25 protein-coding genes are annotated in these 22,868 nt (G+C 35.7%); 24 read left to right on the top strand and 1 reads right to left on the bottom strand.

The window, feature by feature from the left end; genetic code table 11:
• The first annotated feature begins 8 nt into the window (after positions 1–8).
• From I580_RS04695 to I580_RS04685, 3 genes are read left to right on the top strand one after another with little or no spacing between them, the layout of a single operon-like run.
• Positions 9–1,055, top strand: coding sequence for a hypothetical protein (locus I580_RS04695; RefSeq protein WP_010772450.1), 1,047 nt, complete (start codon positions 9–11; stop codon positions 1,053–1,055).
• A 2-nt stretch (positions 1,056–1,057) separates the two neighbouring features.
• Complete coding sequence (locus I580_RS04690) at positions 1,058–2,317, top strand: tetratricopeptide repeat protein (RefSeq protein ID WP_010772451.1); 1,260 nt, start codon at positions 1,058–1,060, stop codon at positions 2,315–2,317.
• A gap of 8 nt (positions 2,318–2,325) precedes the next feature.
• Positions 2,326–2,862 carry a ReoY family proteolytic degradation factor gene (locus I580_RS04685; protein ID WP_010772452.1) on the top strand — a complete coding sequence of 179 codons (537 nt, stop codon included), beginning with the start codon at positions 2,326–2,328 and terminating at the stop codon, positions 2,860–2,862.
• A 52-nt stretch (positions 2,863–2,914) separates the two neighbouring features.
• On the opposite strand, the gene I580_RS04680 is transcribed toward I580_RS04685, so the two are convergent.
• The gene (locus I580_RS04680) at positions 2,915–3,808 is read right to left on the bottom strand and encodes a YitT family protein (RefSeq protein ID WP_010772453.1); all 894 of its coding nucleotides are present in this window, start codon (positions 3,806–3,808) and stop codon (positions 2,915–2,917) included.
• Between the two features lie 159 nt (positions 3,809–3,967).
• Between I580_RS04680 and I580_RS04675 the strand changes: the two genes are divergently transcribed.
• From I580_RS04675 to I580_RS04575, 21 genes are all read left to right on the top strand, one after another.
• Positions 3,968–4,315: a nucleotide pyrophosphohydrolase gene (locus I580_RS04675; RefSeq protein WP_010772454.1), complete on the top strand. Its 348-nt coding sequence runs from the start codon at positions 3,968–3,970 to the stop codon at positions 4,313–4,315.
• Positions 4,308–5,096 (top strand): 4-hydroxy-tetrahydrodipicolinate reductase, encoded by a 789-nt coding sequence (dapB, locus tag I580_RS04670; RefSeq protein ID WP_010772455.1) that lies wholly within the window; start codon positions 4,308–4,310, stop codon positions 5,094–5,096. The genes I580_RS04675 and dapB overlap by 8 nt, the downstream gene beginning before the upstream one ends.
• Entirely contained in the window at positions 5,093–6,304 is a 1,212-nt protein-coding gene (locus tag I580_RS04665; RefSeq protein WP_010772456.1) for a CCA tRNA nucleotidyltransferase, read from the top strand. The genes dapB and I580_RS04665 overlap by 4 nt, the downstream gene beginning before the upstream one ends.
• Before the next feature lie 5 nt (positions 6,305–6,309).
• Entirely contained in the window at positions 6,310–6,681 is a 372-nt protein-coding gene (locus I580_RS04660) for a thioesterase family protein (RefSeq protein WP_010772457.1), read from the top strand.
• Between the two features lie 82 nt (positions 6,682–6,763).
• The gene (locus I580_RS04655; protein WP_010772458.1) at positions 6,764–7,216 is read left to right on the top strand and encodes a hypothetical protein; all 453 of its coding nucleotides are present in this window, start codon (positions 6,764–6,766) and stop codon (positions 7,214–7,216) included.
• A 75-nt stretch (positions 7,217–7,291) separates the two neighbouring features.
• The gene (locus I580_RS04650) at positions 7,292–8,272 is read left to right on the top strand and encodes an NAD(P)H-quinone oxidoreductase (RefSeq protein WP_010772459.1); all 981 of its coding nucleotides are present in this window, start codon (positions 7,292–7,294) and stop codon (positions 8,270–8,272) included.
• A 10-nt stretch (positions 8,273–8,282) separates the two neighbouring features.
• On the top strand, positions 8,283–8,627 hold the full coding sequence (locus I580_RS04645; protein ID WP_010772460.1) for a nitrous oxide-stimulated promoter family protein: 345 nt from the start codon (positions 8,283–8,285) through the stop codon (positions 8,625–8,627).
• A gap of 397 nt (positions 8,628–9,024) precedes the next feature.
• Positions 9,025–9,894, top strand: coding sequence for a shikimate dehydrogenase (gene aroE, locus I580_RS04640; protein ID WP_010772461.1), 870 nt, complete (start codon positions 9,025–9,027; stop codon positions 9,892–9,894).
• 29 nt (positions 9,895–9,923) lie between these two features.
• Positions 9,924–10,949: a 3-deoxy-7-phosphoheptulonate synthase gene (gene aroF / locus I580_RS04635; protein ID WP_010772462.1), complete on the top strand. Its 1,026-nt coding sequence runs from the start codon at positions 9,924–9,926 to the stop codon at positions 10,947–10,949.
• Between the two features lie 66 nt (positions 10,950–11,015).
• Entirely contained in the window at positions 11,016–12,077 is a 1,062-nt protein-coding gene (gene aroB / locus I580_RS04630) for a 3-dehydroquinate synthase (RefSeq protein ID WP_010772463.1), read from the top strand.
• An 11-nt stretch (positions 12,078–12,088) separates the two neighbouring features.
• Positions 12,089–13,255, top strand: coding sequence for a chorismate synthase (gene aroC, locus I580_RS04625; RefSeq protein WP_010772464.1), 1,167 nt, complete (start codon positions 12,089–12,091; stop codon positions 13,253–13,255).
• A 28-nt stretch (positions 13,256–13,283) separates the two neighbouring features.
• Positions 13,284–14,381, top strand: a complete 1,098-nt coding sequence (locus I580_RS04620) for a prephenate dehydrogenase (protein WP_010772465.1) — start codon at positions 13,284–13,286, stop codon at positions 14,379–14,381.
• A 147-nt stretch (positions 14,382–14,528) separates the two neighbouring features.
• Positions 14,529–15,791, top strand: coding sequence for a 3-phosphoshikimate 1-carboxyvinyltransferase (gene aroA, locus I580_RS04615; protein WP_143141656.1), 1,263 nt, complete (start codon positions 14,529–14,531; stop codon positions 15,789–15,791).
• 14 nt (positions 15,792–15,805) lie between these two features.
• On the top strand, positions 15,806–16,306 hold the full coding sequence (locus tag I580_RS04610) for a shikimate kinase (protein WP_010772467.1): 501 nt from the start codon (positions 15,806–15,808) through the stop codon (positions 16,304–16,306).
• Between the two features lie 12 nt (positions 16,307–16,318).
• Entirely contained in the window at positions 16,319–17,167 is an 849-nt protein-coding gene (gene pheA, locus I580_RS04605) for a prephenate dehydratase (RefSeq protein WP_010772468.1), read from the top strand.
• Between the two features lie 111 nt (positions 17,168–17,278).
• Positions 17,279–18,424 (top strand): LCP family protein, encoded by a 1,146-nt coding sequence (locus I580_RS04600; protein ID WP_010772469.1) that lies wholly within the window; start codon positions 17,279–17,281, stop codon positions 18,422–18,424.
• Positions 18,425–18,499: 75 nt separating this feature from the next.
• Positions 18,500–19,348, top strand: a complete 849-nt coding sequence (locus tag I580_RS04595) for a DegV family protein (protein WP_010772470.1) — start codon at positions 18,500–18,502, stop codon at positions 19,346–19,348.
• 220 nt (positions 19,349–19,568) lie between these two features.
• Positions 19,569–19,760 (top strand): hypothetical protein, encoded by a 192-nt coding sequence (locus tag I580_RS04590; protein ID WP_010772471.1) that lies wholly within the window; start codon positions 19,569–19,571, stop codon positions 19,758–19,760.
• A gap of 151 nt (positions 19,761–19,911) precedes the next feature.
• Positions 19,912–20,298 (top strand): hypothetical protein, encoded by a 387-nt coding sequence (locus I580_RS04585; RefSeq protein WP_245558656.1) that lies wholly within the window; start codon positions 19,912–19,914, stop codon positions 20,296–20,298.
• A gap of 158 nt (positions 20,299–20,456) precedes the next feature.
• The gene (locus I580_RS04580; RefSeq protein WP_010772473.1) at positions 20,457–20,735 is read left to right on the top strand and encodes a hypothetical protein; all 279 of its coding nucleotides are present in this window, start codon (positions 20,457–20,459) and stop codon (positions 20,733–20,735) included.
• Positions 20,736–20,754: 19 nt separating this feature from the next.
• Positions 20,755–22,818 (top strand): cation:proton antiporter, encoded by a 2,064-nt coding sequence (locus I580_RS04575; protein WP_010772474.1) that lies wholly within the window; start codon positions 20,755–20,757, stop codon positions 22,816–22,818.
• Positions 22,819–22,868: the final 50 nt, after the last annotated feature.

The following is a 22,868-nucleotide window of genomic DNA, read 5'->3' as shown; positions in this document are numbered from 1 at the left end:
TGTTATTGATGGAACTTCTTTATAAGAAAAATCAATTAGAGACAACAATCATCTATGGTGAAACATTTGCTTCACAGATTAAAGGGACTTCATTTGAATCAAAACATCTTTTTTTAATTACTAATCAACGGTATTATGATTTATTTTCAGAAAAATTGATACAATTTTTTGATGACAAACAAGAATTAGATTGGTATATTTGTAAAAATGATGCTCATTGTAATAATATGGATGAATTGGAAAATTTAGTGACATTTTTAGCTGATTTTGATCAACAACATCACTTTCTTTTCTTAGGTGTTGGAAATGAAGGAGCAGTTCAGCTAACAAATTTTTTGCATGAAACATCTGTATTAAACTCTGATTGTTGGCTTTTGCCGCTCTCTATTCAATCATTAAGTAAGAGCTTGATTGCAGAGGTTCAAATAGAATTGAAGAGTCATCCTGTTTTACAAAGTGTAGTTCTTGCAGATAAGATACTCTATGATCATACGTTAACGACTGATCACGGAGAAGGTAAGCTAGTTGATTTTCTGGTTTTTATTCGCTGTGGTTTAGTTTGTAGTCACGATTTTTTACGAATGCTCTTTAAAAACTACAGTGATGCAACACGATTGAATCAGCAGTCATTTAATGGTATGTTGGATGAACTGATACGGTATTATGAAAAAGATGGGCAAACAATCGATCAATTTGGGCAACTGTTTGAACATGGATTCTTAGAAACGCCTAATGGTCATTTACTTTCTGGTCATATGAAACGTTTTTTAGGCATGTTATTACAATTACTTTGGTCTCAAGAGGTCAACCAGCTCTCGTTTCATTATAAGAATTTTATCATATGGTTGATTCATTTAGGTTTTCCAGTTGATTTTCCTGAACAAATTTTAGTCGGTGATTATGTGGAAGGGATTGTAAAATGTCTTGATCGTGGTGAAAAAGCCGCCCTTTTAAAAGAAGTAGGTGAAATTGATTGTATAAAGCAACCTACCATAGAGGACTTACTAGCGATCGTAGAAAAATATAAAACTATTTTAAAAGAAATTAGAGGGTAATTATGACAACATATAGTGAAAAAATGCTACACGCATTACATGATGAAGATTTGGCTCAAGCACAATTGATGCTTGCAGAAGCCATTAGAAAAGATGACGATGATACGCTTGTTGAGTTAGGGGAAGAATTATTGTCCCTTGGTTTTTTAGAAGAAGCGAAATTAGTTTTTGAACATTTATTGATGATTTTTCCAGATGCCGATGGTTTGAATATTCCTTTAGCTGAGATTGCCATCGAAAATAATTTGATTGATGATGCATTTGTTTACCTAGAAAAGGTGAGTAAAGAGAGTGATAGCTATGTACAAAGTCTGCTTGTTACGGCCGATTTATATCAGGTGATCGGGATTCCAGAAGTCAGTGAAGCAAAATTAAAAGAAGCACAACGTTTGATGCCAGAAGAGCAGTTGATTCACTTTGCATTAGGCGAGTTGTATTTTTCAAATGGTCAGTTTCAAGAAGCTTCTGCTTCTTATCAAGAGTTGCTTGAAGGAGGAGTTACAGAAATCTCCAATGTATCGATCAACGAACGTGTTGGTAGTAGCCAAAGTATGTTAGGTGATTTCGAAGAAGCCATTCCGTTTTTAGAAAATGCTTTGGAGGAAGGGCAGACAGACGATCGTTTATTTCAATTAGCATTCACTTATTTACAATTGCACGAAAACCAAAAAGCTATTGCGTTACTACAACAATTGAGAGCGTTAAATCCTCATTATCAATCTTTGTATTTATCTTTAGGCGAAGCTTTACAAGAAGAAGAGCAACTAGAAGAAGCCCGTACAATTTTAGCAGAAGGAATTAAGGAAAATCCTTTCCAAGTTGATTTATATCAATTAGCCTCAGAAAATGCTTACCGGCTACATGATACAGAAAAAGCGGAATCTTTACTAAAAGAAGCGCTAGCGCTAGGCGAAAAAACAGACGAAACAAGACTAACATTAAGTAATTTGTATCTAAACGAAAATAGATTTGATGAAGTGATTGATATTGTTCAGCAAATGGAAGAACAAGGGCACCCTTATGGCGAATGGAATTTAGCTCATGCATACAATGAACTAGAAGAGTATGATTTAGCCAAAGTACATTACGAACAAGCGTATCAAGAGTTATCTCATGAACCTGAATTTTTAAAAGAATATGCTGTTTTTCTTCGTGAAGAAGGACAAATTGAAAAGGCTAAGGAGTTATTACGACACTATCTTCAACACGAACCTGGGGATAATGAAGCGCAATCCTTGTTAGATGATATTGAAGAAAGATAGGTGATTATATGTTTGTCAATGTCTCAGATAAAAAGGAATTTTTAGTTTGGTTAGTTAATAATGTTTCGTTTAGCCAACGAGAAGTATTGTGGATTTTAAATTATTTGATCAATCATGAGGCTATTTTAAACAATGTTCATTTTATTGAGCAAGCGGATAAAGCAACTCGAGGCTTGAAACTAACGGCAAAAGAAATGGATGATGAGCCGATTCGATTGTTTTTATCAGGAAAAGAATTTACTGATACAGATCAAATTTTTCACGAAATCCGTATGAACTGGAAAGAAGCTCTTTATGTGGAATGTGCGTTTGATGGTTCTTGGCAAAATAGTCAATATCTATCGATTCTAGAAGATAATCCTTATGCGAGATGGAATGAACAAGTAAGTGAGGAAGTGGTTGAGCGTATCAATGAGTTTTTCGCTCAAGAGGAGCAGAAAGCAAAAATTGAATTACTGTATAACCAAATCGATTTGGCTTTAGAGGATGACAATTATGAAGGATTCTTGGAATTGACAAATGAGTTGAATCGATTAAAAAAATAAGAAAAAGGTAAATTAGCATTCTCACTGCGCTAATTTACCTTTTTTATTAGATTTAGTTAAACTGTTTTTTTCTTTTGAAAAGCATTTTTGCTGGTCGGCCATAGGTAAAGCCTTCCCCAATTGCTTCATGAACATTAATTACTGAAATAAAGGCTTTTGCATCTAGCTCATGAACAATGCGTTTAATTTCAATGATTTCGCTTGGACTAACTACAACATAAAGCACTTTTTTATCGATTTGAGAATAACCACCTTGGCCATCTAAATACGTTACCCCACGCTCTAATAATGCCATAATCACTTCTCCGATATCTTCAGAATGATTTGAAATAACCAAGATTCCCTTGGCTGCATAAGCCCCATCCAAAACAGAATCGACAACTTTACTAAATACAAAAGAAACGATCAAAGTATACATCATTCGTTTGACATCAATATAACTTAAAGACAAAATCAAGACTAAAATATCGAAAATCAGTAATGAGCGTCCCATGCTGATACCATAATTTTTTTCTAAAATCCGAGCAACGACATCGGTTCCGCCAGTTGTTCCTCCTACGCGATAAACCAAGCCACTCCCGATACCAGCTGCCAACCCAGCCAATAAAGAAGCAATCAATAAATCATGATCTAAATTAACTTCTATCGGAAATCGTTGCCATAGCCAGAGAAATACTGAGAGAGATACGGTTCCTAAAATGGTATAATAAAATGAATGCTTTCCTAAAATTTTCCCGCCAATCAAAATCAATGGAATATTGATAATCAAAGTTGAATAAGCTGGATCGATATAAAAAAGTGCACGTAAAATCAAGGTAATACCTGTCACACCACCTTCGGCTAAATCATTTGCAATATTGAATGTTACTAACCCAAATGCATAAAGACAGGTCCCAACTAAAATCAGTAAGACATCTTTCACATAAAACTTTTTTTCTTCAATCATAGTGTTCACTCCTAAAACGTATTGGCCAAAGGTATCGGTCCTTGTGCCAAACAACCCTTATCCAGTACTCACTTTATCATTCTCATTATAAAACAACAAGTAGAACCTTTTCAGATTGCACACTTTTTGATAAGATGTAATAGAAAGGTTGGGGTAAAAATGAAAGACGAAAATCAATCTTTGCATTCTATGCAAGAAGAGGTGGATACATATATCCAGCAATTTAAAACGGGTTATTTTTCTCCATTAAGCCAAATGGCACGTTTAACGGAAGAAGTAGGGGAATTAGCCAGAGAAATCAATCATTATTATGGCGAGAAACCTAAAAAGATAGATGAAAAACCAAAAACGGTTGCAGAAGAATTAGGCGATGTTTTGTTTGTAACGATGATTATGGCTAATTCTCTAGATATAGATTTAACAGAAGCATTTCAAAAAAATATGGAAAAATTCAATCAACGGGATAAATATCGTTTTGAACGAAAGGATGGGCAAACAAATGATTAAAATTGTAGTCGCAGGCTTCAAAGGAAAAATGGGTGCAACTGCAACAAAGATGGTTTTAGATCATGAAAAATTTGAGTTAGTCGGTGTATTGGATCCATTTGAAGAAAAACTGAATCTTAATGAATTAGCAGAATATCCAACGGTCGATGTACCGATTTTCAAGACAAAAGAAGAAGTTCTTTCTGTTCAGCCAGATGTTTGGATCGATTTTACAATTCCAAAAGTTGCCTACGAAAATACAAACTTTGCTATAGAAAACAAAATCTCACCAGTTGTTGGCACAACGGGCTTAACTGAAGCGCAATTAGCTGAACTGACTGATCGCTCAAAGACATTAAACGTTGGTGGGTTAATTGCTCCTAATTTTGCTGTGGGTGCAGTTTTAATGATGCAGTTTGCCCAAAAAGCGGCTGAATATTTCCCGGATGTAGAAATTATTGAGTTACACCATGATAATAAATTAGATGCACCTAGCGGAACAGCAATCAAAACAGCGGAAATGATGAGTGAAGTTCGTGTGAAGAAAATCCAAGGTCATCCAGAGGAAAAAGAATTGATAACAGGTGCTCGTGGAGCTGATTTTGAAGGAATGAGAATTCATAGTGTTCGTTTGCCGGGAATGATTGCCCATCAACAAGTTCAATTTGGTGGAGTTGGCGAGGGCTTGACGATTAGACATGATTCGTATGATCGTAGTTCATTTATGACAGGTGTTGCGTTGGGCTGTGAAAAAGTTGTTCACCTAGATAAATTAGTTTATGGTTTGGAAAATCTATTATGAAATTAGAAATAATACCAGATGAATTTGTTAAAGCCGCTAAGGTGCTGCAAGAGATTCAAGCTCATGGATTTGAAGCTTATTTTGTCGGTGGAAGTGTACGGGATGCTTTATTAAATCAGCCGATTCATGATGTAGATATTGCAACTAGTGCCTATCCAGAAGAAATTAAACAAATTTTCAATCGAACGATCGATGTAGGAATAGAGCATGGAACTGTTCTTGTGTTAGTTGGTGAGGAACAATATGAGATTACCACCTTTAGAACTGAGTCAACCTATCAAGATTTTAGACGACCAGATACAGTGACTTTTGTCCGTTCGTTGAAAGAAGATTTAAAACGTCGGGATTTTACAATCAATGCTCTAGCAATGGATGTGGATGGCAAAATTATTGATTTATTTGACGGTACACTCGATTTAGAGCAAAAAATCATACGCGCTGTGGGGAATCCTAAAGAACGGTTCCATGAAGATGCCTTACGGATGATGCGTGGGTTGAGATTTGCTAGTCAGTTAGATTTTACGATTGAAGGTGAGACACTATCTGCTATTTCGGAATTCCATTCATTGTTAGGTAAAATTTCTGTAGAACGAATTGCAGTAGAGTTTATTAAACTTTTATTAGGAAAAAATCGACGAGCAGCGTTACTACCATTCGTCGAAACGGAATGTTACCAATATTGCCCAGGATTAAAACAATATGGCGAAGCATTACTAAACTTTTTGGATCTTCCAAACAGACAACTTGAAACAGACAATCAAGCGTGGACGTTGTTATTACATTCAATTGGACTAAAAGAAAATGAACTTCGACCTTTTCTTAAATCTTGGAAACAATCGAATCAAATGATCCATGAGGTACAATTATTGGTGTTTGGATTAAATAAACGTCTTCAAGGAGACTGGCAAGTGATGGATTTATTTAATTTGGGCTTGGATGCTGTACTATCAGTAGAAAATCTATTGTATTATTATGACCAAAAGAGTAAACTTGAAGAAGCAAAAGAACGTTATTCAAGCTTGCCGATCCATAATAGAAAACAACTTGCTATTACTGGGAATGATTTGTTAGACTATTTCAATAAAAAACCAGGGAAATGGCTTGGTGATATGATTGAAATGCTTGAAACGGCTGTTGTGAATGGTCAAATCGCAAATGACAAAGAATTACTTATTGTTTACGCAAAAGATATAATCGACGAGGAGTGAAAGCGGTGGAAGAATTTTCAAAAGAGTTTGTTGTTGGGGCAAAAGAGACTGCTAAAGAAATTGGTTCTGGAGATTTAGACGTATTAGCTACACCAGTGATGATTGCAATGGTGGAAAATACAGCAAAAGAATATTTGCATAAACAATTAGCGCCAGAAGAAACAAGTGTAGGTACAGTGATTGAGGCGAAACATTTGCGTCCTTCTAAAGTCGGAGCGCAAATCATTGTCAAAGTAAAAGTTGATTCGCAAGAAAAAACGAAGATAAATTTTTCTTTTGAAGCATTTGATAATGGACAAACCATAGCTACAGGGACCCATCAAAGAGCTGTTATCTTAACAGATGTTTTTTTAGATAAATTAGCTAATCCTAAGTAATAAAGCGAATGGTGTGACCTAAGATAAAAGTTATGCTAAACTTAACTTTGTAGTAATTATTTTAGATAAGGGGACGTATATTATGAGTAGAGAAATGACTGGATTAAAGTTTTATTTTAGAAATGGTGAAACATGGACGATTGGTCGCCGTTTTATTGGAGACTTATGGATTAAACAAATCACAACTAGCTTTGGCCGTATTCACGGAAGCGAATTCATGGAAATCCACCCATGTGAAGGATTTAAAATCGAAATTTTCCAAGAAGGTGATCACGTTCAAACACATGATATCAACCTTGGTGGATTAGAACTAGGTATGTTCGCTCGTGCTTTAAAATATGAAGATATTGAACGTATGGAAATTCTATACAAAACTGGTACACCAGACCTTGTTTACTTCCCATATAAAGATAAAACTGACGAAGGTTTAGACAATGTATATCAATCTACTAAAGTCAGTGAAAAAACAAAAAGCTTGTATATCGTGATTGACCCAACACAAACAGTTGATGATGTATATGGTGAAGAACTTTAATATGTAATCGAATGGACCGTAGATTTCTTTTCATAAGATTCTGCGGTTTTTTCGTTAAAATCGCGAGGTGCAAAAATGAGAGCTATCGAGTTATCTTATAAGGAAAATCAACCAATCTTAGACCTGACTAAAGATGCAGCATTACCTGAACGAACTTCTAACCAGTTATTGATCAAAGTTGAAGCCGCAGCCATCAATCGTACCGATTTAGTGGCAATAGACACAGGAAAGCTACCAAAAGGGAACACCATTTTAGGTGTTGAAGTTTCAGGAACAGTAGTAGAAAGTGACTCTGATGTATTCCCTTGTGGAAGCCGTGTAATGGGGCTTGTAAACGGCGGTGGATATGCAGAGTATGCTGTGATGAGCCTTGGTAATGCAATGCTTTTATCTGATCAATTAACGTTTGTTGAAGGAGCGGCAATTCCAGAAGTATTTTTGACGGCATATCAAACATTATTTTGGCTGGGCGAATTAGGTCCGAATCAATCTGTTTTGATACATGCTGGTGCTAGTGGTGTGGGAAGTGCCGCAATTCAGCTAGTCAAACAACTGACTTCTGCGAAAATCTTTGTCACTGCTGGCTCATCTGATAAACTTGAATTATGTCGATCATTAGGAGCAGATGTTGTGATTAATTATCATGATGAAGATTTTAGTAAAAGAGTTTTGACTGAGACTACTGGACAAGGAGTGGATGTTATTTTAGATTTTATTGGTGCCTCTTATTGGGAACAAAATTTAGCTAGTATTGCTTACGATGGTCGTTTGATTCTTATTGGCATTTTAGGTGGTACAAATATAAAAGAGCTAAATTTAATGGATCTATTAGAAAAAAGAATAGCTATCAAAGGAACTTTACTCACACCTAGAAGTGACTCCTATAAAGCAAAACTGACTAAAGAATTTTCGGATAAAACAACTTCACTTTTTGAAACTGGATACCTAAAACCAGTTGTAGATACGGTTTTTTCACTTGAAGATGTAGAAAACGCACATCAATATATGCGAAGCAATAAAAATAAAGGGAAAATCATTTTAAAAATCAATGACTGAAGAGTGAGAGATGGAAATGGTAAAAAAGAATACTGGACCAAAAATACAAGAAGAAAAACGTACTATTAGAGCAATGATCGATATCTATTATAAAAATCACGAAGCAACTAAGATTAATAAACAAATGTTATTGTCTTATTCACATCTTCGATTGGATGTCTGTCGTTTTGGAGAAGAAAAGCCAACGTGTAAACAGTGTCCTGTACATTGTTATCGACCGGATTATAAAGAGCAAATGAAACAAGTGATGAGATATTCTGGGCCAAGAATGTTACTTTATCATCCAGTTTTAGCTGTAAAACATCTTCTAAAAGAAAATAAAAGTAAAAAAAGCAGGCAAAACCTCGGCAATTAAAGGTTTTTAATTTAAAAAGACAAAAAAAAATCAGAACAAGAAGAAAAATAGGTTGACACTTAGTTTTCCTAGGTATATACTGAGAACAATTCTTAAATAAATCAGTTACGGAGTGATTCATATGACAACCATGAAGCATAACCAATCACAACTGAATAATTATTACTTTAGCTATTTTAGATGAGTTTGTATTCATAAACATTATGGATGCAGACTAGCAAGTTTGTATCTATGATGGCTAGGGGATTTTGAGATGACTTTCAGCCGCGTAGATGAGAAAATCTATAGTGGCTTTTATATTACCTATTTTTTGTGAGGTGTTCACTGTAGATTTTTCTAAAAATTTACGTGAATACCTTTTTTGTTTGAAAAAAATCACTCTTTAGGAGGAAATAAGATGGAAAACACGATCACAGGCCACACTAGACTGGCTGCATTATTTGCTACACCGATTCGTCACAGTGTATCACCAATGATCCATAACACAGCTTTTCAAACATTAGAAATTGACGCAGTATATCTTGCTTTTGAAGTGGGGACAGATGGGTTGAAGCAAGCTATCGATTCAATCAAGAACTTAGACATGATTGGTGCAAATTTATCAATGCCAAATAAAATCTTAGCTGTTGAGTATATGGATGAGCTAAGCGAAGCCGCTCGCCTGATTGGTGCAGTCAATACTATTACTAATGATCATGGTAAGTTGACAGGGCATAACACCGATGGCACAGGATTCATGAGAAGCTTGCAAGACATTGAGGTTGATATCATCGGCAAAAAAATGACGATTATCGGAGCAGGCGGTGCCGCTACTGCAATTATTGTTCAAGCCGCCTTAGATGGTGTTAAAGAGATCACAGTCTATAACCGAAAAGATGATTTTTACGAAAAAATCAAAGAGAAATTAGCCTATATTTCAGAAAATACAAACTGCGCTATCACTTTAAACGATTTATCTGACGAACATAGTTTAGCTAAAGATGTGGCTGAAAGTGCACTACTATTAAATGCAACTGGTGTCGGAATGAAACCACTAGAAAACCAAACACCGATTCAAGATTTCTCTATCATTCGTTCGGATTTAGCGGTGTGCGATGTCATCTACACCCCTAGAGAAACAGAATTTCTAAAACAAGCTCGTTTACGTGGTGCTAAAACGAACAATGGTTTAGGCATGCTGCTATATCAAGGAGCTGCAGCATTTGAAAAATGGACAGGTCAAGAAATGCCAATAGAAATCGTAAAACCAATTATTGAAAACAACTAAATTAGAATTAACTGAAGGAGAGAATATACATGATCGTAATTATGAAATCAGAAGCAACAAAGGCACAAATCAAATCGGTGATCGAACGAGTAAAAAAAGAGGGACTAGAAGTTCATTTGAGTGAAGGAAAAGAGCAAACAATCATTGGTTTGGTCGGTGACACAAGAAAAATGCAAGATGTAGCATTCAATAGTTACGACGGTGTTGAAAACGCAGTAAGAATTTCCTTAACATACAAATTAACAAGTCGAGAATTTCATCCAGAAAACACAGTTGTTGATGTTGACGGTGTTAAGATAGGTGATGGAAGTATGACGATGATGGCAGGACCTTGTTCAATCGAAAGTTTAGAGCAAATCCGTGAATGTGCTAGAATCGCGAAAGCAGGCGGCGCAACGATTTTACGTGGCGGTGCGTTTAAGCCAAGAACATCTCCTTACGCTTTCCAAGGCTTAGAAGAAGAGGGATTAAAATACATTCGTCAAGCAGCAGACGAATTTGACATGAAGGTTATTACAGAAGTGATGGACGAAGCTCATATCGATATGATCGCGGAATACAGTGATATTTTACAAATTGGTGCAAGAAATATGCAAAACTTCAAATTATTGCAAGCAGTTGGGAAAACGGGTAAACCAATTGGCTTAAAACGTGGTATTTCTGGTACAATTGATGAGTGGTTAAATGCAGCTGAATACATCGCTGCTCAAGGAAACTTTAATGTGATTTTCATTGAACGTGGCATTCGTACCTACGAAACAGCAACACGTAATACACTTGATTTAAGTGCTGTTCCGTTAATCAAAAAATTAAGTCATTTTCCAATCATTGTTGACCCAAGTCATGGTGTAGGAATTTGGGATCTAGTTCCTTCAATGGCACGTGCAGGAGTTGCTGCAGGAGCTGATGGTTTAATTGTTGAAATTCACCCAGATCCAATTAATGCGTGGTCTGACGGACCACAATCATTAAATGAAAAAACATACATGCGTATGATGAAAGAAGTTCATATTATCGAAAAAGCAATGAAAGAAATCAATGCTTTAGAGGAATAAATTTAAATAAAACGAGCTTAATTGAAGGTTTAGTTTGCTCTTTAATAAAAATAGGAGTTGAATCAAATGAAACTCACAGTAACATTACCCAATCATTCTTATGATTTATCCATTAAAAAAGGTTTGTTGAAAGAAATCGGTTTTTGGGCAAGAGAATTGTGGTCACCTCAAAAAGTCGTGATCATTACTGATACGAATGTTCATCCATTATATGGCAATCAAGTTCAAAATAGCTTGAAGAAAGCAGGTTTTGAAGTTTCCACTTTTGTGATTGAAGCGGGTGAACAAAGTAAAAGCTTGTTAGTAGCAGCCGAAATTTACGATTTTCTTGCAGATGAAGGCTTGACTAGAAGTGATGGCATCCTTGCTTTAGGTGGTGGTGTGGTTGGAGATCTTGCAGGATTTGTTGCTTCAACGTATATGCGTGGACTTCATTTCTTACAAGTTCCAACGACGTTATTAGCTCAAGTAGATAGTAGTATTGGCGGAAAAACCGCTGTTAATACGACAAAAGCTAAAAACCTAGTAGGAACATTTGCTCAACCAGATGGGGTTTTGATCGATCCAGATACTTTAAACACGTTAGAAGTAAGGCGCATTCAAGAAGGAATTGCTGAAATTATTAAATCTGCTGCGATAGCAGACAAGGACCTTTGGCACAAGCTTGATACTTTAACTGACGAACAGGATCTAATTGCACATGCGACAGAAATTATTGCTGCTTGTTGCAAAATCAAACGAGAAGTCGTTGAAGAAGATGAGTTAGATAATGGGGTTCGTTTACTCCTTAATTTTGGTCATACGATCGGCCATGCACTAGAAAATACCGTTGGGTACGGTAATTTAACGCATGGCGAAGGGGTTGCAATCGGAATGAGTCAAATCACAAAAATTGCTGAAACCAAGGGATTGACACCCGAAGGAACGACCGAACAATTAGATAAAATGATTCAAAAATTTCATTTGCCTATTATTTCAGAGCAGTGGAATCAAGAACAATTGTATAAAGCACTAACTCATGATAAAAAGACACGAGGCGGGAAAATCAATATTATTTTATTAGAAACGATTGGTAAAGCTAAAATCGTTCGTATTCCAATTGAAGAAATGAAGAGTTATTTAGATTAGGAGGAGATTATATGCGTTTTATTACGGCGGGAGAATCACACGGACCAGAGTTAACGGCAATCATAGAAGGTTTACCAGCAGGCATGCCTTTATCGCCAGAAGATATTAACTTAGAATTAGCAAGAAGACAAGGTGGTTACGGCCGTGGCGGCAGAATGTTGATCGAAAAAGATCAAGTAAGAATTACATCTGGCATTCGTCATGGGAAGACTTTAGGTTCACCACTGACACTAGTCGTTGAAAATAAAGACTGGAAAAATTGGACATCTGTTATGTCGATCGAAGAAGTTTCTGAAAAGGAGAAAAAAATCCGACGAGTGAATAAACCACGCCCAGGTCATGCCGATTTAGTCGGAGGTATCAAGTACCAGCACGATGATCTTAGAAATGTTTTAGAGCGTTCCTCAGCTAGAGAAACAACAATGCGTGTTGCGATTGGTGCAGTTGCTAAAAAACTGCTAAAGGAATTAAATATCGAAGTTGCGGGTCATGTGGCCATTTTAGGTGGAATCAAAGCGGAGATTCCGAATAATTTGACCGTAAAAGAAATCCAAGAACGGTCAGAAAATTCCGATGTTCGCGTACTTGATCCATCAGTTGAGCAAGATATTAGAGATTTAATTGATAAAACAAAGAAAAATGGTGATACAATCGGCGGCGTTGTAGAAGTTGTTGTTGGCGGAGTGCCAATTGGATTAGGCAGTTATGTTCAATGGGATCGCAAACTGGATGCAAAAATTGCCCAAGCTGTGACAAGTATTAACGCGTTTAAAGGCGTTGAATTTGGGATTGGTTTTGAAATGGGCTTTAAACCAGGCAGTCAAGTCATGGATGAAATCGTTTGGAATGAAGCAACTGGCTATACGAGAACATCGAACAATTTAGGCGGCTTTGAAGGTGGAATGACAAATGGAATGCCCATTATTGTTAGAGGCGTGATGAAACCTATTCCAACATTGTACAAACCTTTGCAAAGTGTCAACATCGACACAAAAGAGCCATATAAAGCAAGCGTAGAACGTTCTGATAGTACAGCAGTACCAGCAGCAAGTGTAGTCTGTGAAGCAGTTGTAGCTACAGAAGTCGCTCAAGCAATGCTGGAAAAATTTGGTAGTGATGCTTTCGCACAAATGAAAGAAGAAGTAGAATCTTACCGTCGCTATACTCAAACGTTTTAATGAACTAAAAAATGGAGAGTGAAGCGATATGAATACAAAAATTTTGATTATCGGTCTAGGGTTGATCGGTAGTTCACTAGCATTATGCATAAAAAAAGAGCATCCCTCAGTAGAGATTATGGGATTGGATAATCAAGCAAGCTCAGAAGATTTTGCTTTAAAACGAAAAATCATTGATCAAAAGGGGGGAACCATTGAACAAGCAGCGGTTCAAGCAGATGTTATTTTTTTGTGTACTCCTGTGAAAAGTATGCTCCAACAGTTAAAAGTACTAGGAACATTGCCGTTAAAACAAGACGTGATTATTTCTGATGTTGGTAGTACAAAATTAGAAATTATTGAATCCGCAAAAAAAGCTGGACTAAAGACATTTATTGGTGGTCACCCAATGGCAGGTTCACATAAATCTGGTGTGACTGCAGCAGATGAAAATTTGTTTGAAAATGCGTACTATATTTTAGCTTCCTCGGAAAAAAAACATGAACATCAGATTCACCAATTGCAAAAATTGTTAAAAGGAACTCGAGCAAAATTTGTCATTCTTACAGCGGAAGAACATGATCAAATTACAGGAATGCTTAGTCACTTACCCCATATTATTGCAGCTGGATTAGTCAACCAAAGTAAAGTTTTTAATGAAGAACATCCACGTTCCCGACAATTAGCGGCTGGTGGTTTTCGTGACATAACACGAATTGCTTCTTCCGACCCACAAATGTGGACCGATATTCTATTGAGTAACAAAGAAACCTTACTAGAATTAATGAACTTATGGCAAAATGAAATGGAACAAGTTTCAAGTTGGATTCAAACAGAAAATAAAGAAGCTATTTATCAGTTTTTCTATGAAGCGAAAGAAACGAGAAATCAGATGCCAGTTCACAAAGAAGGGGCAATTCCAGCCTTTCATGATTTATTTGTTGATGTGCCCGATGTTCCTGGGGTTATTGCAGAAATAACTGGTTTACTTGGCAAAGCGAAGTTATCATTGATTAATTTGAAAATTCTTGAAACTCGTGAGGATATATATGGTATTTTACAATTAACCTTTAAACGCCAAGAAGATTTAGAGAAAGCAAAAGAATTAATTGAAAAAGAGACTGATTACTTGTGTTATGAAAAATAAGATTATGTAAAAAATTTTTCGTTTAAAAAGAAATACAACTGAAAGATAATCAATTCAGATAGGTTTTTTCTAATTTTCTACGAGTTAGGAAAATGCTGCTAGGCTGTAAAAATCAGGAGGGATATTTTGGATTTAGTGATCAATAAAATGGGTTTAAATGGAATGATTAACATTCCTAGCGATAAGTCGATTTCTCATAGAAGTATTATGTTTGGTGCGATTGCACAAGGAAAAACAACAATTAAAAATTTTTTGAGAGGTGATGACTGTCTAAGTACCTTAAAAGCTTTTCAAGAATTAGGTGTTAACATTGAAGATGACGGTGAAACGATAACAGTTCACGGTACAGGATTTTCTGGATTGACGCAAGCAAAACAAGCGATTGATGTGGGAAATTCAGGTACTACAATTCGTTTGATCATGGGAATTTTAGCAGGCACTTCGTTTACTACCGAGTTATTTGGTGATCATTCAATTGCGAAACGACCGATGAATCGAGTGATGTTACCAATCAACCAAATGGGTGCTGATTGTAGTGGCCATGATGGGACCGAATTTCCACCATTAACTGTAACAGGGACAACCGATTTGAAACCAATCACGTATCAAATGCCCGTTGCAAGTGCTCAAGTTAAGTCAGCTATTTTGTTCGCTGCCCTACAAGCTCAAGGTGAATCAATTATTGTTGAAAAAGAAAAAACGCGTGATCATACAGAAGATATGATTCGTCAATTTGGCGGTGAAATTGACGTTTTAGGAAAAGAAATCCGAATTAAAGGACCTCAAAGTTTAGTAGGACAAAAAGTTATTGTACCAGGCGATATCTCTTCAGCAGCTTTTTTCCTTACCGCAGGACTGATTGTTCCTAATAGCCAAATTACGTTAAATAATGTTGGCTTAAATCCCACTCGTACCGGTATTATTGATGTCATTCAGCAAATGGGGGGGAACTTAACGATTCATGAAACAGGTAGTGAGACTAACAAAGCTGGAACATTAGTCGTTGAAACGAGTAATTTAAAAGGAATCGAAATCAGTGGAGAGATCATTCCAAGGTTGATTGATGAATTGCCGATTATTGCTTTACTGGCTACTCAGGCAGAGGGGACGACTATTATCCGCGATGCCGAAGAATTGAAAGTAAAAGAAACGAATCGAATTGATGCGGTTGCTACTGAATTGAATAAAATGGGAGCCGATATCGAACCTACTGATGACGGATTGATTATTCAGGGGAAAACACCACTACATGGAGCAAAAGTTACTAGTTATGGAGATCATCGTATTGGCATGATGTTGCAAATTGCTGCTCTATTGGTAAAAAATGGCACGGTAGAATTAGAAAAAGCAGAAGCTATTTCTGTTTCTTATCCAAGATTCTTTGATGATTTAAATAAATTATATCAATAGGCGGAGGAATGAAGATGAAGGGAATTATTTTAATTGGTTTTATGGGAGCAGGGAAAACAACGGTTGGAAGACTGCTTTCAGAAAAAACAGGTATGGAACACATCGATTTTGATGATAAGATTGTTGAAGAAATCGGGATGACGATCCAAGAGTATTTCGATTTACACGGTGAAGAAGCTTTTAGAGAAAAAGAAACCAATGTCTTGAAACGCTATCTTGATCATAATCAAGTAGTTTCAACTGGTGGAGGCATTGTTATGAGATCGGAAAATCGAGAACTTCTAAAACAAATGGCACCTGTAGTTTATTTACAGACTAAACCTGAAGTTTTTATCCCTCGGTTAAAACACGACCATACTACGGTTAGACCTTTGGTTGTATCGAAATCTCCAGAAGAGATTAGGCAGGTATTTGAACCTCGTATTCCTTTCTATGAGGAAAGTGCTAGTTTAGTTGTTCCTACAGATAATCGAACGCCAGAAGAAATCGTAAGCGAAATTTTAGAGAATATATAAGTAGGTGAGCCAATGAAAGTCGGTTTTTTAGGTCCAGAAGCTTCTTTTACTCATAATGCAACAAAAACTGCTTTTCCTGATGATGAATTAGTTTCCTATCATTCAATCCCAGCCTGTATCAAAGGAGTTGAATTTGGTGAGGTTGAATTAGGCGTTGTACCAATCGAAAACACGATTGAGGGATCTGTGAATACAACTGTAGATTATCTTTTTCATCAAACGACCATTCCAGTTGGTGCGGAAATTGTTTTACCAATCTATCAACAATTGATGGTGTCTAAAAATAATCGTGATACTTGGTTAGAAACGACAAAGATATTGTCTCATCCACAAGCGTTAGCACAATCACAGGAATTTATCCGCAGATATTTTCCAATGGCTGAGCTTGAATCAACTCCTTCTACAGCATATGCGGCGAGTTTTGTTGCCAGTCATCCAGAGCAAAAAATCGCCGCCATTGCGCCCAAATTATCTGCTGAGACCTATGAACTTGAAATTGTCGGGAGGGACATTCAAGATGTTGCAATCAATCAAACTAGATTTTGGGTATTAGGAGCTGAAAAAATTGATTTACCCATTAAATCTGCAGACCATAAGCTGACAATTGCTTTAACGATGCCAAATAATATGCCAGGTGCATTGCATAAAGCGCTATCTGTATTTAGTTGGCGAGATATTGATTTAAGTAAAATTGAATCTCGTCCACTGAAAACAACTTTGGGAGAATATTTCTTTTTAATCGACATCAATGTTCAAAAACCACAAAAATTACTTGATAATGCTTTGGAAGAAATACGTTTAATGGGTGGGACAGTAAAAATATTCGGAAATTATAAAATTCATCCAATCAACGGAGTATAAAGATCTGAAAAGGTCTTTTTATTTTTTTTAAAATTTCAACGAACTAATAGGAATTTTCTCCAAAATAAGGTATGCTTATAACTGTTGTTAATGAATAGTGAGGTGGAAATAATGAGCCGCGTGGATCGTTATAAACATATACATGATAAAGCAAAACCAGTAGAAGAAAAAAACAAATTTAATCCTAGAAAAGAAAAAAAATACATCGAAGAGCCTAGACAAAGCTATTATCAGGAATCAGAGTCATTTTATGAACAGGAACCAACAAATAATCAAGAACGGTATCTGGGTCAAAATAATATTAATGAACAAACGAAGCAAATTCCTAAAAAAGAAAAAAAACCAAAAAAAATAAAGAAAAAGCGACGTTTTAGCTGGCCGAAAAGGATTGCGTTGTTTCTTGTCCTGCTTATTGTGTTGGCTGTAGGATTCTTTTTCAAGGGCAAATCATATGCGGAAAATGATGCGTCCTTACCTAAAGAGGCACTTGAAACCTTTAATGGTGTAAAAAGTGCAAATGGCGCTAATAATATCTTGATTTTGGGTAGCGACACCAGAGGAGAAGATGCTGGACGTGCTGATACGATCATGGTTCTACAATTAGACGGTCCTTCTAAAAAGCCCAAATTAATTTCGTTTATGCGAGATACATTTGTTGATATTCCTGGATATGATCCAAATAAAATTAATGTGGCGTATGCATTAGGCGGAGCTGACTTAGTTCGTCAGACCTTAGCTGAAAATTTTAATATCCAGACTAGATATTATGCAAAAGTTGATTTCCAATCATTTGAAAAAATTATTGATTCGATGTTTCCAAGCGGGGTCAAAATCGATGCTGAAAAAGACTTGAATCTAGATGGTGTTGATATCGCAAAAGGGAACCAAAGTATGGACGGTCATACCCTGTTGCAATATTCACGTTTCAGAAAAGATGAAGAGGGAGATTTTGGTCGTGTTCGTCGTCAACAGCAAGTGATGACTGCAGTTATGGGACAGTTGAAAAATCCTTTAGCCCTAATCCGTACACCTGAATCTTTAGGACGTTTGGTAGGATATATGTCGACAGATGTTCCTACAAGTTTTATGTTGAAAAACGGCCCATCCTTAATGTTAAAAGGTGGTAGTGGGATTGAACGTTTGACTGTTCCAGTTGAAGGCTCATGGAGCAATGATGAAAGTTATTACGCCGGTAGTATTCTTCAAATCGATTTGGAAACGAATCAAAAGGCTGTTCAAGATTTTCTTGGGCAATAAGGATTTTGTTTAAATATAAAGTGATTTATGCTATATTTATAGTACTGTGTAAAATTAGTGAAACGAGGTTACAAAATGAAAATTGCTGTTGTGACAGATAGTACAGCCTATTTACCTGATCGAATTAAAAACTCCCCTAATCTGTTTATTATTCCTATTCCTGTTATTTTAGATGGTAAGATTTATAATGAAGGAGTCGACATTGAAGCGGATGAATATTATGATTTATTGAATAATAGTAGTGAGTTTCCTACGACTTCTCAACCTGCATTAGGTGAAGTTATTGAATTATACAAAGAAATTGCTGCTAAAGGATATGATACCATCATTAGTATTCACCTTTCATCTGGAATTTCAGGTTTTGTGAATACATTATTTTCACTAACAGATTCGATAGAAGGAATTACCTTATATCCTTATGATTCTAAAATTACTAGTGTGCCAATGGGGCATATGGTTGAAGCCACTCTAGATTTAGTAAAAGAGAATGCTAGCTTGGAAGCTATCTTTTCTAAATTAGATATTATCCGAGATAATACGTATGCCTATTTAATTGTTGAAGATTTAAATAATCTAGTTCGTGGAGGCCGTTTAACCAATGGAGCTGCGTTGATTGCTGGATTATTGAAAATTAAACCGATTTTGACATTTGAAGACGGTAAAATCGTTTTGTTCGAAAAAATTCGCTCAACGAAAAAAGCATTTGCTCGTGCGGAAGAGATCATTGGTAAACGAGATAAAGAAATTGGTAGACCGGTTAAATTATATGTGATCCACGCAAATAACTTAGCAGTTGCTGAAGAAGAAAAAGCAAAACTTCAAGAAAAATATCCAAATGCAATTATTGAAATTGGTCATTTTAATCCTGTTATCGGAACTCATTTAGGAGAAAAAGCGATTGCGCTTTGTATCTCAGCCCAATAATCAGCTTATAGGGAAATAAGAATGAAACAAAACTTTCTTTAGTTTTGTTTCATTCTTATTTCATTTAGCAAAAGGGTCTGTATGGTTCAGCTAAAGAGAAGTAGTATGTTACAATAACAGAGAAATTATCGATTTCAGTTCAATAATCGATAGAAAATCACGATTCAATAGTCATTTTCTTTTAAAAGTAAGGTATACTTAAAGAAAAGGAGGCGAGTGGATGAATTTAATTGAAGAGCGTTTACAAAAAGAAAAAATGAAGCAGGTTCAGCTACTCGCGGCGTATTATCAAGTAGTCAATCGTTTACCGCTTGGTGATGAAAGGGATCAGATGATCCGTGATATTTTAGCTTGCAAAGATAAAATAAAAAAAATCAATAAGCAATTAACAGAATTAAATAAGAATGACTAATTGCAATCCGTTTCGCAGTTGTAACATGGATAAATAACTTTAAAAGGAGCGTATTTTGGATATAGATTTTTTTACGATACTACTGATAATTTTTGTTGTAGTGATGTATATATATTTATATATAGTTAGGAAAAGCATTTTAATCAGATGTGTGAAGAGAAAATTTGTTTATGGAATAGTAATTGGTTTAAGTTTGTTTATTTTCGTTAATACTTTACTGGTTAGCCAAACAAGTGATCAAACAATTCGTGGATTTTTATCGACTTTACTTATTTTAAGTTTTTTACTTGATACGAAAGGGCTTGCGGATGATCGACTTATTTTAGGTCCTTTTGATAAGAATGGTGTGATGTATCAAGATATAGAAAAAATGGCGTTATTACTCAAAGAAAATGAAATCCGTTTAAATTATTTTAAAAATGGCCGTCGAGGTCCGATGATGAAATTTTCGATTCCGTTAGAAGATTTATTGTCCTTCCTTTCTGATCGATTAAATGAAGACGCTGAAATCAATATTTTAGTTGAGGAAGATACGTAATCTGAGTAAGAAAAAACGAAGTCATCTTTTCTTTTTAGTCAAAGTAAAGAAGAGAAAATGCATTCATAAAGTTTTTCTAAAAGAATAGTCAATTTTAGTAGGTATTTCTTAAACAATTTGCTATAATGTGCAGAGAAATTCTGAAAGGAAGTATTGTTGTGAATAAAGAAATAGAGCAACGAATTGCTGAATTACGTGAAAAATATAAAGAGTTGCCTCCAGAGAAAAAGGCTGAGTGGGAACGACATATTAAAAAGAAAAATTTTTTGAATTATAAAAAAATTGAATTGATCAAGTCTGAATTGTTACGTTTAGAAGCTCGACGAGCACAGTTAGAGCTATGTGATAAAGAAAAAGAGCTTGGATTAATAGAAAAGAAAATTACCTGTAAAAAAGAAAAATTATTACGGTATTTAGGAAAACAACTCAATCAGTAATGAATAAGGGGGATACGAGGTGGAGTTTGTTTATTTAATTATTGTATTTGCTTTTGCTATCACCTTCTCAAATGTTTTTAATAGAATCGTGCCGATCATTCCGTTACCGATCGTACAGATAATTGTAGGTGTTTTGATTGGACTGACCTCGATTGGTCGTGAAATCGTATTTGAACCAGAAATATTTTTAGTGATGATCATCGCACCTTTGTTATTCAGAGAAGGAGAGCGAAATGATACTTCAGCTACAATGAAAAACTTTAGTGTGATTTTATTTTTAGCTTTCATCGGTGTTTTAATCACCCTTGTTAGTGTAGGTTGGGCTTTGCATATCGTTATTCCAGCTTTACCGATCGCCGCTTGTTTCGCATTAGGTGCAGCATTAGGACCTACAGATGCAGTAGCTGTAGGTTCTTTATCTGGAAAAATTCAGATACCACCAAAAGCGATGCATATATTAGAGGGGGAAGGCCTCATTAATGATGCGTCTGGCGTTACAGCGTTTCAATTTGCTTTGGCAGCGTTATTGACAGGGAGTTTTTCAGCAGCAGATGCTGGAATAACCTTGGTAGTCTCTAGTATCGGTGGAGCATTTGTAGGAGCTATATTAGTTATGATTAAGCGTCAAGTTGTCATGATCTTAGAAAAAGCTTCAGCAAGAGATGTCACTGGTTATTTGCTACTAGAACTATTATTGCCATTTTTAGCTTATATGGTGGCTGAACTGTTTCATGTTTCCGGAATTATTGCGGCTGTTGTAGCTGGGGTTATGCAAGCTGCTAGTTTTAAAAAGGTCTCTTTATTTGAAGCAGAACTTTCAAATGTTTCTGAAAGTACCTGGGGAACAATTACCTTTATGTTAAATGCTCTAGTTTTTCTATTTTTAGGGATTGAATTATCTCAGGTTTTTTCACCGATTTGGAATAGTGAGACGTATTCTAATAGCTTTTTGATGCTTGTTATTTTAATTTTAAGTGTGACATTGTTTGTTGCCCGCTTTTTCTCTATTTTCTTGATATATAGTGTGAAAAACGGATTGAAGAATGTCTGGAATTCAATGAATGAAATGCTGATTTTAACCTTTGGTGGTGTCAAAGGGACGGTTAGTTTGGCAACGATTTTTATTTTACCTTTAACATTAAATGGTCAAGAGTTTCCTGAGCGTTCTTTACTGTTATTTATCACAGCTTGTGTGATTTTGGTCACATTAGTTGGAGGAATTCTTGTATTACCATTTTTAACGGATTCAGATGAAGTTGAAAGTACAAATATGCAAGGGATTGCGTTATTACAAGAAGTTATTGAGAAACTCAAAAAAATCAATCAAGAAGATCCACATGTGGAAATGAATGTAGTGATCGAAAACTATCAAGATCGTGTAAAAGAATTATATACAGAGCAACTGCCATCGGATCAACGGCAAGAAGTACAAGAGTTACGAGCTTTGATTGTTTCAATTGAACGCGATGGCTTGGAAGAGAGCTTTCGTCAAAAAGAGATTGGTATCGAAGGGTACCGTTTGTACGAACGATTGATTTCGAGGATGGAACGTTCCATTGCTAGACAATTGTTGTCTATTATTGGCTTTTGGTTACTCTTTGTTCGACAAATCATTGCTTTCTTTATTCATCCCAACCATTTATTTGCAAAAAAAGATGAAGAGAATCGCCGAGAATTTAAAAAAGAAGAGTTGGAAAATGTTCGACAAGTTTTTTTACAAAATACAGAAGTTATTTTGAAAAGTTTGGACAACTTAAAGGGTGTTTACGATGAGGAAATCATCCGCTTCTTCATTGAAGGACGCTTGCAATTAGCCCACAGATTGGAAGATGGTACCTTTATTGATTCCTTTATTGTTCGTTCCCAGTCTAATTATGTGAAAGAACTCTTGATTGGGTATCAAGAAGAGAGAAGAGTAATTGATGAATATGAGATATCTGAAAAAATATCTTCGTTTGAAGCAAATGAGTATCGGAAAAATGTTAATTTATTAGAATCTTATTCAATTAATGATATTTCTGGTGCTCTTCCACTAAGGAAATTGACAAGAGAATTAAAAAAAGAAGCAGAAGAAGAAAACTAGCTTCTTTTTTTTGTTTTTTTTTGATACAATAAGCAGGATGAAAAGGGTGT

This window comes from Enterococcus caccae ATCC BAA-1240, assembly GCF_000407145.1.
GTDB classification, from domain to species: Bacteria; Bacillota; Bacilli; order Lactobacillales; family Enterococcaceae; genus Enterococcus_L; species Enterococcus_L caccae.
The sequence above is the reverse complement of the archived record's forward strand: the minus strand, read 5'-3'. Positions and strand labels throughout refer to the sequence as shown.